This is a genomic window from Celeribacter baekdonensis B30, assembly GCF_000299875.1.
Taxonomy (GTDB): domain Bacteria; phylum Pseudomonadota; class Alphaproteobacteria; order Rhodobacterales; family Rhodobacteraceae; genus Celeribacter; species Celeribacter baekdonensis_A.
The window spans coordinates 63,784-76,137 of the sequence record NZ_AMRK01000013.1 but is presented as its reverse complement, the minus strand read 5'-3'; the positions used below and the strand labels follow the sequence as shown (position 1 = coordinate 76,137).

The 12,354-nt window shown below is 55.9% G+C and carries 14 protein-coding genes; 7 read left to right on the top strand and 7 right to left on the bottom strand.

The window, feature by feature from the left end:
- Position 1: 1 nt before the first annotated feature.
- Genes B30_RS18045 through B30_RS18025 form a run of 5 tightly spaced genes read right to left on the bottom strand, consistent with a single transcriptional unit; the run spans position 2 to position 5,040 of the window.
- Positions 2-562 carry a DsbE family thiol:disulfide interchange protein gene (locus B30_RS18045; RefSeq protein ID WP_009573619.1) on the bottom strand — a complete coding sequence of 187 codons (561 nt, stop codon included), beginning with the start codon at positions 560-562 and terminating at the stop codon, positions 2-4.
- Positions 563-565: 3 nt separating this feature from the next.
- Complete coding sequence (locus B30_RS18040) at positions 566-2,566, bottom strand: heme lyase CcmF/NrfE family subunit (RefSeq protein WP_009573618.1); 2,001 nt, start codon at positions 2,564-2,566, stop codon at positions 566-568.
- Between the two features lie 47 nt (positions 2,567-2,613).
- Positions 2,614-2,934 (bottom strand): SHOCT domain-containing protein, encoded by a 321-nt coding sequence (locus tag B30_RS18035; RefSeq protein ID WP_232616942.1) that lies wholly within the window; start codon positions 2,932-2,934, stop codon positions 2,614-2,616.
- Position 2,935: 1 nt separating this feature from the next.
- Complete coding sequence (locus B30_RS18030) at positions 2,936-4,321, bottom strand: ATP-binding protein (RefSeq protein ID WP_009573616.1); 1,386 nt, start codon at positions 4,319-4,321, stop codon at positions 2,936-2,938.
- A complete protein-coding gene (locus tag B30_RS18025; RefSeq protein ID WP_009573615.1) occupies positions 4,318-5,040 on the bottom strand; it encodes a response regulator in 723 nt (240 codons plus the stop codon). Before B30_RS18025 ends, B30_RS18030 begins: the two co-directional genes overlap by 4 nt.
- 168 nt (positions 5,041-5,208) lie before the next feature.
- Here B30_RS18025 and B30_RS22575 point away from each other — a divergent pair, with 168 nt between their 5' ends.
- The 6 genes from B30_RS22575 to B30_RS17995 all read left to right on the top strand — a co-directional run bounded on the left by B30_RS22575 (position 5,209) and on the right by B30_RS17995 (position 10,259).
- Positions 5,209-5,832 carry an EF-hand domain-containing protein gene (locus B30_RS22575; RefSeq protein WP_009573614.1) on the top strand — a complete coding sequence of 208 codons (624 nt, stop codon included), beginning with the start codon at positions 5,209-5,211 and terminating at the stop codon, positions 5,830-5,832.
- A gap of 89 nt (positions 5,833-5,921) precedes the next feature.
- On the top strand, positions 5,922-6,308 hold the full coding sequence (locus B30_RS18015; RefSeq protein WP_009573613.1) for a DUF302 domain-containing protein: 387 nt from the start codon (positions 5,922-5,924) through the stop codon (positions 6,306-6,308).
- 21 nt (positions 6,309-6,329) lie between these two features.
- Positions 6,330-6,791: a rhodanese-like domain-containing protein gene (locus tag B30_RS18010; protein WP_009573612.1), complete on the top strand. Its 462-nt coding sequence runs from the start codon at positions 6,330-6,332 to the stop codon at positions 6,789-6,791.
- A 15-nt stretch (positions 6,792-6,806) separates the two neighbouring features.
- The gene (locus B30_RS18005) at positions 6,807-8,255 is read left to right on the top strand and encodes a multicopper oxidase family protein (protein ID WP_009573611.1); all 1,449 of its coding nucleotides are present in this window, start codon (positions 6,807-6,809) and stop codon (positions 8,253-8,255) included.
- Positions 8,252-8,944: a TVP38/TMEM64 family protein gene (locus B30_RS18000; RefSeq protein ID WP_009573610.1), complete on the top strand. Its 693-nt coding sequence runs from the start codon at positions 8,252-8,254 to the stop codon at positions 8,942-8,944. The genes B30_RS18005 and B30_RS18000 overlap by 4 nt, the downstream gene beginning before the upstream one ends.
- A complete protein-coding gene (locus B30_RS17995) occupies positions 8,937-10,259 on the top strand; it encodes an APC family permease (RefSeq protein ID WP_009573609.1) in 1,323 nt (440 codons plus the stop codon). The genes B30_RS18000 and B30_RS17995 overlap by 8 nt, the downstream gene beginning before the upstream one ends.
- 208 nt (positions 10,260-10,467) lie before the next feature.
- Here the strand turns inward: B30_RS17995 and B30_RS17990 are convergent, their stop codons facing one another.
- Together B30_RS17990 and B30_RS17985 are read right to left on the bottom strand one after the other, a co-directional pair.
- Positions 10,468-10,788, bottom strand: a complete 321-nt coding sequence (locus B30_RS17990; protein WP_009573608.1) for a type II toxin-antitoxin system RelE/ParE family toxin — start codon at positions 10,786-10,788, stop codon at positions 10,468-10,470.
- A gap of 5 nt (positions 10,789-10,793) precedes the next feature.
- Entirely contained in the window at positions 10,794-11,036 is a 243-nt protein-coding gene (locus B30_RS17985) for a type II toxin-antitoxin system ParD family antitoxin (protein WP_009573607.1), read from the bottom strand.
- A 473-nt stretch (positions 11,037-11,509) separates the two neighbouring features.
- Between B30_RS17985 and B30_RS17980 the strand changes: the two genes are divergently transcribed.
- A complete protein-coding gene (locus B30_RS17980) occupies positions 11,510-12,163 on the top strand; it encodes a hypothetical protein (protein ID WP_040402907.1) in 654 nt (217 codons plus the stop codon).
- Positions 12,164-12,354 lie beyond the last annotated feature (191 nt).

The window sequence follows — 12,354 nt, the reverse complement described above, 5'->3', positions numbered from 1 at the left end:
GTCAGCTCCTCTCCTCTAACACACCCGCTTGTCGGAGAGCCTGGCGAAAGGTTGATACAGCCTCTTCACCGACGATCGGGCCGACGTATCGGTAGAGCACCGTTCCATCGCCTCCGACAATGAATGTCTCGGGCACACCCGAAATCCCCCACTCGATCCCGGCACGACCTGACAGATCCAAGCCAATACGTTCGTACGGGTTCCCGAGATTTTGAAGCCAATTGACCGCGTCTACCGGTTGATCCTTGTAGTTGATCCCGAACAAACGCACGCCATCGCGCTCAACCAAAGCGCTCAGAACCGCGTGTTCGGCACGACAGGGAACGCACCAGGAAGCGAACACATTAACGACGACTGGCGTTGGGTTTCCGAGCAGGTTTTCCCGAGACAGTCCCTGTACATCAAGACCCGGCACCGGCCCGAGAATGAACGAGGGAGCTGGCTGAGAAATGAGAACCGAAGGAATCTCGCTTGGGTCACGATTGGGATTCAGGCCCCACAAGAAAAATCCGCCGACAATCACTGCCAGTACCAAGGGAATAATCGCTACAGCTCGTTTCATTGCTCACTCCGCTGCGACCGGTTTCGTGGATCGTGCCTTGGAGCTTTGGGGTGCCCCGACCCGGAAGCGGCGATCGGACAAGGACAGACTGCCGCCTATGACAAGCATGGCCGCACCCAACCAAAGCAAGCCGACGAATGGCTCATAGAGAATACGCAGAGTCCAGGCACCGCTCTCTTCGGCTTTGTCCAGAGAGGGTTCCGTGATCGAAGCGTATAGGTCTCCCGCCAGGGTTGACCGTATCGCCGATTCTGTTGTCGTACTTTGTGCGACCGGATAGCTGCGCCGTTCAGGTTTGAGAGCCGTCACGAAAGAGCCGCCCCTTTCGACGCGCAGGGTTCCCTGATCCGCAATATAGTTCGGGCCACGAACGCGCTGCACACCTTCAAATGTGACATCAAATCCCGCAATGTTGACACTCGTGCCGGGCTCTACAAATGCGATCTCTTCAGATTTCCAAACCGAAGAGCCAATCATGCCGATCATCAAGACCGCAACTCCCGCATGAGCGAGCGTCATTCCATGCGCCGCGCGGGGCAAATTGCGGGCACGCCGGATGCTTTCCTGGAGCGGAACCTCGAACAAACGAACCCGCAGCGCCCATTCACGTAAGGAAGCAAAAAACAACCAAAGCGCGATGAGGATCGAAAGATATGCCAACACGGGCCCGCCTTTGGCGAAATACCAAATTGCGAGCGTTGCCAGCACCGCCAGCACCACCACGAAGCGGACACGTTGAAGCACTCCGACGAGATCGGCTCGTTTCCAGGACAAAAACGGCCCCAGACCCATGACAAAAACCAAGGGGAGCATCATTGGTACGAACGCGCCATTGAAGAACGGCGGACCGACGGAAATCTTGTCACCAGAAACGGCTTCGAGAAACAGCGGATAAAGCGTACCGAACAGAACCGTGCCAGTCGCTGTAGCCAGGATCAGGTTGTTTAGCAACAACCCTGCCTCTCGACTAATCGGCTTAAACAACCCGCCACCTTCCATCATTGGCGCCCGCCACGCATAGAGTGCAAGTGAGCCACCAATTGAAATCGCAAGCAGGCCAAGAATGTATAGGCCTCGCTCCGGATCCACGGCAAAAGCATGCACAGAGGTCAGCAAGCCAGACCGAACCACAAATGTGCCGAGGAGTGACAGCGAAAACGTCAAGATCGCGAGTAGGATTGTCCAGCTTTTGAACGCGTCACGCTTTTCAGTGACAATCGCCGAATGGAGAAGTGCTGTCCCGAGAAGCCAGGGCATAAAACTGACATTTTCAACCGGGTCCCAGAACCACCATCCACCCCAACCCAGTTCGTAATATGCCCACCACGATCCCAGAGCTATCCCCGCAGTCAGGCTGATCCACGCGGCCAGTGTCCAGGGTCGAACCCATCTTGCCCAGGCTGTGTCGATCCGTCCCTCGATCAAGGCTGCGGCTGCAAACGAAAAGACGATCGAGAAACCGACATATCCAAAATACAGCAGAGGCGGGTGCATCGCGAGGCCGATATCCTGGAGCAGAGGATTGAGGTCAGCGCCATCAAGCGGCGGAGGAAAGACGCGCTCGAACGGATTGGATGTGAAGAGAAGGAAGGACAGGAACCCGACGCTGATCCATGCCTGCATTGCCAAAGTTCGCGCTCGAAGTGTTTCCGGTAGGTTTGAGCCGAAAGCAGCAACCGCAGCACCGAAGATGGTCAGAATGAAGACCCAGAGAAGCAACGATCCTTCATGACTTCCCCAAGTCGCCGCGACTTTGAAGATCATTGGTTTCAGCGAATGCGAATTGTTCGCAACGTTCAAAACAGTGAAATCAGAGACAACAAAAGCGCGCATCAAGGCTGCAAAGGCAAGTCCGACGAAGACGACCTGCCCAAAAGCAGTCGACCGGGCCGAACGCATCCAGAGAAGATTGCCCCGGGCCGCGCCGAAAAGAGGAATAGTCGATTGGACGAGGGCCAACGCCAATGCGAGGGCCAGCACAAAATGGCCGAGTTCCGGGGTCATAGGAGCCTCACGATCTTTAGCAGTGGGGTCGACTGGTGATCACTTTCTCAGTCGTCTAGAGCGGCTTTGCGCTTGCGATACTCTTCTTCATCAATCTCACCGCGCGCGAAGCGATCCCTGAGAATGTCATGCGCGCTCGACCCGGAGGCACGGCCCTTTTCGCTGAACCAGCGAACGGCGAAGAATATCAGCGCAATAATCACGCCCCAGAACACGATCATCATCAGCCCTCCCAGCATTCCAAATCCACCGCCCCACATGTGGCCGTAATAATCTCCGCCGGGGTCCGCCATGGCGGTCGTCGCGAACAGTGTGAATGCTGCGGTTGTGTTGGTAAGTCTAAGCATGTCGGTTTCCTTTTCTGTCATTTCATGTTTCAGCAACTGGCAATCGAATTGTCGCGATAAGCCCCCCGTCCGGGTGGTTCGCCAGACTGATCTCCCCACCCTGCGCACGAAGAATGGACCTTGCGATCGACAGGCCCAGCCCATGCCCGCCGGTTTCCAGAGATCGGCTTTCTTCAAGCCTGAAGAATGGGTCAAATATGCGTTCCAATTCTGCGGTTGGAATCCCCGGCCCTCTGTCAGTGACGGAAATTTCTATTTCCCCCTCGGCTGATATCCAGCCCAGGGTTGCGGACCCGCCGTAGCGCACCGCGTTCTCGATCACGTTTCGCAATGCGCGTCGAATGGCATTGGGGCGCAATCGAACCGTGACTTCGGGGCCGTCAGAGAGCACAAACGGTACGACCATATCCCCCCGCAGAGCTTCTAGGAACGATTGCAGGTCAACATCCTGCATTGGTTCGTTCCCTGAGAGACCTTTCGCGAAGGTAAGGGTTGCTTCCACCATCGACTGCATTTCTTCGACGGTTGCGACGAGACTCTCTCGGGTTTCGTCTTCCTCTACCATTTCTGAATGTACTCTCATTGCGGTGAGCGGAGATCGAAGATCATGTCCAAGGGCCGCCAGAACCCTCGTTCTGTCGGCAACGAACCGTGTCAGCCTGTCCTGCATACGGTTGAAACCAGCGGTCAGCTCCCGAACCTCCTGGGGTCCCCGTTCTGGCAACGCGTCTATGTCTTCTCCACGCCCCAATCGTTCCGACGCCCAGGCCAATCGCCGCAGAGGGCCCAGCAGTCCGGTCATGACAAACCAGCTCACTGCGACCAACAGGGCCATTGCCGTCAGACCAAATGTCAGCATGGAATAAAGCGGCCACTGGATCGGCGGACGCTCAAAGCGCGTACTTACGTTCAACCACTGGCCGCCGGCGATCGAAATTGAAAGGTTCATCTCGATTGCGGACAGTTCACCTCGCATCATGGCCAAGTGCATCTCGGTCATTTCGTGCGAAAGGTTCGGTAGCGGCAGGATCGCGCCTTGGATCTGGTGAAGCTCCACACGAATGTCGCGACTGTAGCTGTCGTTCAGGAGTGCGCGGACGCGGGTTTCAACCAACCCGCCATCCGAATGGTCGCTATGTTGCACAAGCGGCTTCGTCCCGAGGTCAAAGCGAACAAGGGGCGAGTTCGCCGCGCGGATAATTGATGGGCGCAGGTCAGCGGGTGCCTCTTCAATCAAGCGCGCAACATTTGCCGCTCGTCCAGCTGCCTCAAACCCAAGAGCAGCCCGTATGGCGAGGCTTCGTTCATCGGCGAAGAGCCACAGGCTGACAAACTGTGCGATCCCCAACGCGATAATGATGAGAAGAACGAGTTGGACCCGGAGAGATCGTAGGAGCCGCCAGATCATTCGGACACCTCGACGTCGACCGACAGGCAGTAGCCGCCGCTTCTGATCGTCTTGATAATACGTGGACGGAGAATGTCGGGCTCGAGCTTTCGCCGAAGGCGCGAAATCTGGTTGTCAATTTTCCTGTCCAACGGACCAGCGGAAATGCCCTGAGAAAGATCTAGCAACTGATCGCGGCTCAACACCATCCGAGGGCGCTCCAGAAGGACCGTCAGCAGTTTGAATTCTGCGACCGTAAGAGCGGTCTCTTGTCCCGCGTCGTCGAGAAGCACCTGCCGGTCTACATCCAAGGTAAGGTGTGCAAAGCGGACTTTGCGGCCGCTCAGAGATCCGGTGAAGGCCTCTTTGTGCTCGCTTCTTCGCAGGACGGCTTTGATCCTCGCAAGGAGTTCGCGTGGATTAAACGGCTTGGGAAGATAATCGTCCGCACCGATCTCCAAACCGACAATACGGTCCGCATCTTCACCGAGCGCGGTTAACATGATGATCGGCAGTCGCCCTTCGCTTGACAGACGTTGGCAAACGGAAAGGCCATCCTCGCCAGGCATCATGATATCCAGGACCAGTAGGTCGAAGCTTCCGACAGCCAGCTTCGCGTCCATCTCCGCCGCATCCTTGGCAGCGGTTGCTCGCATGCCATTCTTTTCCAGATAGCGGGTTACACTTTTCCGGATCTGTTCATGGTCATCCACGACGAGAATATGTGGCGCGTGTTGCATGGGGCCCTTCTAAAGCATTGGAAATCAGACGGTCAGGTTCCTTTTTGTCGCCAATTGTATCAGCCCCTGTCCATTGCGACAGACGGATACAAATCCACGGGTGTACGTCCTTACATTCAAATGTTTGATGCCAAGTTGTATGAGGTCAAAAGAAGGAAAGGCTTCAAAATGTCCTACTCAACAAAAGTTTCTACCGGTCTTCTGGTTGCCGTTCTCACAGCAGGTGCTGCGCTCGCCGATGACAGCCATCACCAAGCTGCGGGCGGTGAAAGCGTCTCTCCCAATGTACTTGCTCAACCGATGGCAGGGACGGGCGGGCCCGGAATGATGATGGGTGGCGGCATGATGGATCCCAGTCAGATGGCCGAGCATCTTCAGATGATGCACGGCATGATGCGCATGATGATGCAAATGCATTCGGGCATGATGAGCGGAAACGGCAGCATGATGGGACCAAGCACAACCGGTCAAGGTATGTTCCCGATGATGGGGGGCAACATGATGTCAATGTTCGATATGGATGGAAACGGCGCGGTGTCTCCCGAAGAGGCGCATGAGGGCCTTCAGTCGATGCTGTCGGACTATGACGCCGACGGTAATGGCACGCTCTCGATTGACGAATTCGCGTCGCTTCACGCCAAGGCGATGCGCGAGACCATGGTCGATCGTTTCCAGATGCTTGATGCTGATGGCGACGGCCAGATTTCTCAAGGCGAAATGGTCGCCCCTGCCGACAACATGGCACAGGGTATGGCCGCAAATCCCGGAATGATGACGGACGAAGACAACTGAACCCCGTCGTTCAGAAATTCCCCATTCAGGTAAGCCCGTCAACGGTTCGGTGCTTTGGGTTTGCCTGAACAAGATCGAGAGGGCTCAAAATGAGTTATACCTACAACAGACATCTGCCCAATACGGCGATTGATGATGCGGAGATGCGCCTGCGCGAAGCCCTGAAAGAAAAGGGATTTGGTGTACTGACCGAAATCGACGTACAGGCAACAATGAAGAAAAAGATTGACCGCGACATGGATGGATACCGCATTCTGGGTGCGTGCAACCCTCATATGGCATGGGAGGCCATTGGGCTGGAGCCCCGTATAGGATCGATGCTGCCTTGCAATGTGATCTTGCGGACGGTCGAAAACGGCACTGAAATCAGCGCTGTTGATCCAGTGGCTTCGATGGCCGCTGTCGAGAATGAGAAGCTGCACGAAGTCGCCGCGCAGGTGCGCGATATGCTGCGATCTGCGGTTGATAATGCATAAACTAAACTGAGGAGGCAGACCATGCTGAGCCGCCGTCAAACTTTTGGCCTGTTCGCATCGAGCACCTTGCTTGCCTATTCGCCAGCTTGGGCTGACAACCATGACGTATGGGCGCTCGATACTCTCCATGATGCGCTGAAAAGCGATTTGGCAAGGCTTGTGGACATCCGCAGACCCGAGGAATGGCAAGATACCGGCGTCGCGGAGGGGGCGTGGCCAATCGACATGACCCATCCGCGGTTCGGGGAGCGCCTCTTCGACGCCCGCGATCTTGCTGCGGGACGCCCGGTCGCCCTGATTTGTCGGACCGGCCATCGCTCAGGTCTCGTAATGAGCAAGTTGCGTGAAGCGAAAGCTGCCGGCTTTGTTGACGCCGTAGGCGGGATGCTTGGCGCCCCGGGGAGATCCGGCTGGATCGAGCAAGGTCTGCCGACAGTAACAAGAGAAGCCGCACTGGCCGCCCTCCCAAGTGAGCTAGCGTGAGACACAAGCTATACCATGACAAATCGTAGAGCCTTCATCGCCGGCTTGGCTGGCCTGCCGTTCGCCACAGGTCCGCTGGCGGCCATCGCACAGGGGAGTGTCAGGGCGTTGGCTATGCCACCATTGCTCGACGCAACCCGCGATCGGCATTTCCGTCTGACTGCCCAAAAGGGCAAGACCGATTTTACAGGACTGGGCGGCGGTGAGACCTGGGGGTTCAACCAATCCTTTTTGGGGCCTACGCTACGTCTTCCCGCAGGAGCTTCGACGCAAGCACAGATCGACAATACGCTGTCAGAGAAAATCTCGGTGCACTGGCACGGTATGCTGATACCCGGCGAAGTTGACGGCGGCCCACACCAGACCATTGAACCGGGCACGACTTGGTTTCCCGAACTGGATCTGACACAACCACCCGCTACTCTTTGGTACCACTCGCACGTTCATGGTGACACCGGACGACAAGTTCAAAGGGGATTGGCCGGTGTGATCCACGTTGATGACGGTCGGGACGATGCTCGGGGTCTCCCGATCTCATACGGCGTCGATGATTTGACCTTGGTTCTGCAAGACCGCCGGTTCGACCGGCAGGGCCGCATCGATTATGGCCTGTCTATGCCAGATCAGATGATGGGTTTCATGGGCAATGTCATTCTTGTTAACGGTCAGCTAGGCACCCAGGCTGTCGTCCCTCGCGGTATTGTCCGTTTGCGCTTGCTCAACGGCTCGAACGCGAGGATTTATCCCCTATCGTTTTCTGACCGTCGCGAGATGCACCTCATCGCGACGGACAGTGGCTATCTCAATCAACCTGTCGCCATTGAGTCCCTCGTGATCGCTCCCGGCGAACGATACGAAGTCCTCGTCGATTTTTCGGGAGGAGAGGCTGGCACGCTGGTATCCTCTGCAAATCCCAATCAGATGATGGGTGGGATGATGGGCGGCGCGAGCACTGCTGGGGGGAGCTTCGTAGTTGTACCCTTTGGTGTGGATGCGAGACTTCCTGCCCGCATTCTGGAAATACCCGCCGACTTGGGCGGCGTCCTGCCTGACGGTGAGGCCCGATCAGTCAATACACGTCAGATCACACTCGATATGCCAATGGGGATGGGCATGATGATGCGTAGGTCGAATGATCGGTTTGCGATCAATGGGCAGTCCTTCGACATGGGGAGGATAGACTTGTCTCTTTCGAAGGGGGCGACCGAGATTTGGCAAGTCTCCTCAAACATGATGATGCACCCGTTTCATGTTCATGGCGTGAGGTTTCAGGTGCTCGCCGAAAACGGAAAGAAACCAAGCATACAAAATTCTGGCTGGAAGGATACCGTGCTCGTAAATGGCCGAGTCGATATCCTGGTCAGCTTTGAGCAGACGGCAGATCGCGCCAATCCCTTCATGTATCACTGTCACATCCTTGAACACGAAGATGGAGGAATGATGGCGCAGTTCACGGTCACATGATCGTGCAAGCATGGGGATATGGTCGCCTGATTGGTTGTTTGGCGATAGCAACAGTTCTGTCTCTTGCAGCTTTCGGTTTTTTTTCGGGCACGGTTTCTCTGAGCAATCTTGGGGTCGCCTTTTCACAGGCTGAAGTGCAGCGCCATATTGAAAATGCCGGAGCCGTTGGCCCCCTCGCGGTTATTGCACTCATGGCCCTCGCGATTGTCGCAAGCCCCATACCGAGCGCACCAATCGCACTTGCCGCCGGGGCTGCATTTGGTCACTATCTCGGAGCCGCCTACGTAGCCATAGGCTCGGAGCTCGGTGCTACAATCGCATTTGTCTTCGCGCGAAAACTCGGTCGAAGCACAGTTCGGCGTTTTTTGGGTAAGTATTCAGAGTTCGGGCTGTTGGGGTCGCAAAAGGCTCTGATGTTATCAGTGTTTGCGTCCCGCCTGCTTCCATTCGTTTCTTTCGATGCAATCAGCTATGTTGCGGGCTTGAGCCAACTTCATCTATGGCGCTTCATGCTGGCAACTTTTGCCGGGATTTTGCCGGCGAGTTTTGTTCTTGCCCATTTTGGAGCTGTGGCCATGTCAGGGGATTGGGGAACGGCTGAATGGATCACGATAGGACTTGGGGTTGTGACAGCACTGCCTTTTGTCTTTTTGACCCTCAAAAATAGAAAGCAGATCGACGATGAATAGCGACTATAAAGCGGGCAGCATTTCTCTTTGGGATGCCGTCGCCATGGGGACTGGTGTCATGATTGGCGCCGGAATTCTGGCACTCACAGGCCAAATTGCGGAACTGGCCGGCCCTACCTTTCCACTTGTGTTCATCGTTGGAGCCATCGTTACAGCCTTCAGCGCTTACACTTACATAAGAATGTCCAATGCCTACCCGTCAGCTGGCGGAATTGGAATGATCCTGCAAAAGGCCTATGGACCAACCGCCGTAGCCGCTGCAGCGGCTTTGCTTATGGCTCTGTCAATGGTCATTAACGAAAGCCTAGTCGCACGGACCTTCGCAAACTATTTGCTCCGTGGACTGGGCATTGCACCAGATGGCTTACTGGTTCCGGCAATAGGCGTTGCTCTCATTATCGCAGCCTATGTCGTCAACATCTCGGGCAACCGCTCTGTAGGCTGGATTTCCCAGTTGCTCGCGGTACTGAAGGTTGGCGGTATCACTCTGTTTGGGATCTCTGCGCTTTGGGCCGGCGGGTTTACTTTTGGCACAACAGGAGATGGAACAGCTTCACAGGGTCTCAGCGGATTTGTTGGTGCCACAGCGTTGGCAATTCTGGCATTCAAAGGGTTCACGACAATCACCAACAGCGGCGCCGAGATAGTGGACCCACACCGCAACATCGGACGCGCGATCATCATTTCATTGGCGGTCTGCGTAGTGGTGTATCTCTTGGTAGCATTTGCGGTGGGAAGCAGCTTGCCGCTTGGCAAGATCGTCGAAGCAAAAGACTATGCGCTCGCGGAAGCGGCAGCACCGTCCCTTGGGGAAACGGGCTTCTATCTGACCGTCGCGCTCGCTTTGATCGCAACTGCATCAGGCGTGATTGCCAGCATCTTTGCGGTATCTCGTATGTTGGCAATGCTGACAGAGATGAAATTGATCCCGCACAGTCATTTTGGGATGTCAGGCGGAGTCCGCGACCATACACTGATCTACACAGTAGTGATTGCGAGCCTGCTGACCATTCTCTTCGACGTTAGCCGAATAGCGTCGATGGGGGCCTTCTTTTACCTTGTAATGGATATGGTTATTCACTGGGGAGTGTACCGAAACCTTAGGGCCGAGCTTTCTGCGCATGGATGGATCATGTTGACTGCAATCGGTCTCGACGCGATCGTGCTTGCCGTATTCGCTTCACTAAAGTGGCAGAGCGATCCAATGATTGTAGTGGTCGCATTCGCGATCATGGCTTGTGTATTGATCTTTGAGCATTGGTTTCTTCAGCGCACAAAAACCGAGCCACATCAACATGATCACAATGGGCATTGAGTGCTCGCGTGATGACCAGGTATCGAAGCAGTAATTCTTAGCGCTTCCAACATTCAAATTGGTCGGGTTTGAGCGATTTTGAGACCCACTTTGCCGATGTGTAGGACTACTTTCGTTGCCTCGATGGCGGGCGCCAACGCGCGTTTCACGAGGTCAGTGAAGACTATGGAAGACTGGTCGAGCCATTGAAATGAGGAAACGCAAGGGCTTAACCGCCGTCGAGATCCTCGTAGTAGACGAGCGCGGGCATGTTGCGGCGCTGATGCACGATGCGCAGGATGACTGCCGCCCCATCCGCCGCATCTAGCCGCTTGTAGAAGATCACGTGACGTTGGCAGTTGACGGACCGCAACCCCGGAACGAAGAGACTCCTGTCCCGACCCCGGTCGGGATCCCCGGTGATCTGCTCGAAGGCGTTGACCAACTGGCGGTAATAGACGAGCCATTGGTCCCTACCCCAAGTTTCGACGGTGTAGGCACGGATCTCTTCAAGGTCGGCCCTGGCCCGACCGGAAAGTCGAATAATCATATGGGTCAGCGATCAAATGCATCCGGTTCGAAGGCATGAGCATCGAACTCGGCGAAATCCCCATTTTCGGCCAGGGAGGCTGCTTCCTCTAGGTCGGCCTTGAGGGCATAGAACTGCCGGGCGCCATCCTTCTCCATCAGCATCCTTACGCCGGCGCGCACGACTTCGCTCAGATTGGCGTAGGCGCCGGACTCGATCTGCGCCTGCACATATTTCTGCATCGGTTCGGTCAGGTGGACGTTTGGCATCAGACTCTCCTATCCATGCTCAATCGTATCAGATACTGACATAGATATTCAAGCTCATGCTCGATCCCAACTTGGGCCCCAAATCGGCTCGCTGGCTGCTCCCGCCCTTCTGCTCCCGGATTCCATGCGGAGAGCCGGGCCGGGCAGTTTCCCGATACAGCCCTTCCCGAGGCCAGGAGCGCTGCGCCACGCGGTTTGGAGGGCTCATTCGATCTGTCCTTCCGTGACCACTTTCGCGGCCACATTGGAACACCCAATTTCCCCTTTGTAACAGACGTTTGTTTAGCAGCTAACATGAAAGGGGTCCGCAATTTTGGCCACTTTCAAGACGCAGAAGCAGCCAGAACCGGCGTCAGATCTTGGAAGCGGTCAAGCGACACAAGCGAACAGTCGCAAGCAACCATCAATCAAATCTCCTTGCTATCATTAATGTTGTTTCGTATCGCTGCACCATTATAGATGGAGTCGGCATCATGAAGCACGTGATCCACAGCGTGGCAACAGCCACGGCACTAACCATATCCGGACTAATGGCCTCGTCAGGTCCGGCTCAGGCCTATCAGGTGGACTGTGCAATCCTCCTCTGCCTTGCGGGCGGCTGGCCTGCCTCCGCGCCCTGCGCGCATGCCAGAGCGGTCTTCATTCGGCGGATCACACCATGGCCGATCGAGCCGCCCTTACAAATCTGGCGGTGTCCGATGGGTGTGTCGTTCAACGATCCCAGCCCGATGTCGCCTATGGAACGCCTTTATGACACCACGTTCCGCGATCCGCCCGAACCGCAGGAATCGACTTCGAAACCCCTTGTTCGCGTCCAAGCAGATGAGCAAGCTGACATCGACATTTCGGGCGACGCCTTTGATTTCGTGCGCAGCATACGGGTCTATCACATCCAGTATCGCCAGCACGAAAACCGAGATGGCGACTGCAATCGCAGCGACTCGACGCGATTGGGGTCCTACGGCGTGCAGGGCGACTACCGATGGACAAGATCCACCGTGGGCCAGGTGCCAGCCGCATCCGGCCTGAGCATCCCGAATGGATGCGGCAGCTACTTTTACCGTTCCGTCTTCGTCGACTGGCGTGATCACGCCGGGAACTATGGCTCTGAAGAGGTTCGCTACTGACAAAATCTGCGCGCGGTATTACCGCGCGCGTCCTGACAACCCCGCACGGAAGGCTGTGCAAAACCCCCGAAAAGGAGACGACGCCAGACCGTGAAGCCTGACGCCGTGCTAGAAAACTCCGTGAACAAGAGTTTCCTAGCGCACCGCTAAAACACCCGCAACCAGCAAAGTTGTTTTGCTGGCAAGAATGT

What these genes read in the sequence shown, in the direction of transcription:
- B30_RS18010 (WP_009573612.1), top strand. Translation starts at nt 6,330, where the DNA reads ATGCTGAGCCGCCGTCAAACTTTTGGCCTGTTCGCATCGAGCACCTTG.
- B30_RS18025 (WP_009573615.1), bottom strand. Translation starts at nt 5,040, where the DNA reads ATGCAACACGCGCCACATATTCTCGTCGTGGATGACCATGAACAGATC.
- B30_RS17985 (WP_009573607.1), bottom strand. Translation starts at nt 11,036, where the DNA reads ATGCCAAACGTCCACCTGACCGAACCGATGCAGAAATATGTGCAGGCG.
- B30_RS17995 (WP_009573609.1), top strand. Translation starts at nt 8,937, where the DNA reads ATGAATAGCGACTATAAAGCGGGCAGCATTTCTCTTTGGGATGCCGTC.
- B30_RS17980 (WP_040402907.1), top strand. Translation starts at nt 11,510, where the DNA reads ATGAAGCACGTGATCCACAGCGTGGCAACAGCCACGGCACTAACCATA.
- B30_RS22575 (WP_009573614.1), top strand. Translation starts at nt 5,209, where the DNA reads ATGTCCTACTCAACAAAAGTTTCTACCGGTCTTCTGGTTGCCGTTCTC.
- B30_RS18005 (WP_009573611.1), top strand. Translation starts at nt 6,807, where the DNA reads ATGACAAATCGTAGAGCCTTCATCGCCGGCTTGGCTGGCCTGCCGTTC.
- B30_RS18040 (WP_009573618.1), bottom strand. Translation starts at nt 2,566, where the DNA reads ATGACCCCGGAACTCGGCCATTTTGTGCTGGCCCTCGCATTGGCGTTG.
- B30_RS18000 (WP_009573610.1), top strand. Translation starts at nt 8,252, where the DNA reads ATGATCGTGCAAGCATGGGGATATGGTCGCCTGATTGGTTGTTTGGCG.
- B30_RS18035 (WP_232616942.1), bottom strand. Translation starts at nt 2,934, where the DNA reads ATGACAGAAAAGGAAACCGACATGCTTAGACTTACCAACACAACCGCA.
- B30_RS17990 (WP_009573608.1), bottom strand. Translation starts at nt 10,788, where the DNA reads ATGATTATTCGACTTTCCGGTCGGGCCAGGGCCGACCTTGAAGAGATC.
- B30_RS18015 (WP_009573613.1), top strand. Translation starts at nt 5,922, where the DNA reads ATGAGTTATACCTACAACAGACATCTGCCCAATACGGCGATTGATGAT.
- B30_RS18030 (WP_009573616.1), bottom strand. Translation starts at nt 4,321, where the DNA reads ATGATCTGGCGGCTCCTACGATCTCTCCGGGTCCAACTCGTTCTTCTC.
- B30_RS18045 (WP_009573619.1), bottom strand. Translation starts at nt 562, where the DNA reads ATGAAACGAGCTGTAGCGATTATTCCCTTGGTACTGGCAGTGATTGTC.